General features: G+C 45.1%; 1 protein-coding gene. It reads right to left on the bottom strand.

The features are described from left to right. Positions 1-437 precede the first annotated feature (437 nt). Positions 438-814, bottom strand: a 377-nt coding sequence (locus BHE18_RS12510; protein WP_071618911.1) for a cupin domain-containing protein, incomplete at its 5' end; no start/stop codon positions are given.

Below are 814 nucleotides of genomic sequence, written 5' to 3'. Positions count from 1 at the left end.
TTTTTCTTTTGGTCTTCTGTCTTGATAGTTGTGTTCGTTCTTTATATGTATCTAGCGTAGTGCTTGTTTGTATTACATGGTCTATTATGTGTGTTCAGTGGTCTTGTGATGTGAACGTATTACTTATTGATTTGAAGTGTGATTGTGTTTTGGGCGAGATGACGGCACACGAGATTGATGTCGGGTTACTGGAGTCGGAGATGGATTTTTGTTTTTTTTTTTCATGGGACCGTATATTCTCGGCTTTATCATTCCCTTTACCGGCTACAGTGCGCTTTACGGCTTACTAGGCATTGCTGTATTTGCGTTGATTGTGCCATATTATTTCCTCCACGGAAAAAAAGAGCGCCAGTCCGCTTCAGTGCATTAAATTGATACACGATAAAAAAACGTAAAAGAACGGCCGACAAATCATGTCGGCCGTTCTTTATGTTCGCTTATTCTTCCTCTTCTGCTGCGTCCGCTTCCGCTTTTGTTTCATGCACGGTGCTGTGCGGATGTTCTGGCGGCGCGTAGATGGAATAGATCTTTAACGGCTTATCGCCTGTGTTGGTGACATTATGCCATTTGCCTGCGGGGATGAGGATGGCGTAATCGTCTTCTGCTTTTTCTTCAAAACTTAGATTGTCTTCGCTATCGCCCATCTGCACGAGTCCTTGCCCTTCTTCGATGCGAAGGAATTGGTCGCCGTGTTCATGGACTTCCAGTCCGATGTCATCGCCTGCTGCGATGCTCATCAACGTAACCTGCAAGTTTTTACCGGTCCAAAGCGCGGTCCGGAACGTCTCGTTTTGTTTCGTTGCCTCTTCAATAT

The sequence above is a fragment of the Rossellomorea aquimaris genome (assembly GCF_001877785.1).
Taxonomy (GTDB): Bacteria; Bacillota; Bacilli; order Bacillales; family Bacillaceae_B; genus Rossellomorea; species Rossellomorea aquimaris_A.
Note: the sequence above shows the minus strand (reverse complement) of the source record. Positions and strands in the feature narration are given on the sequence as shown.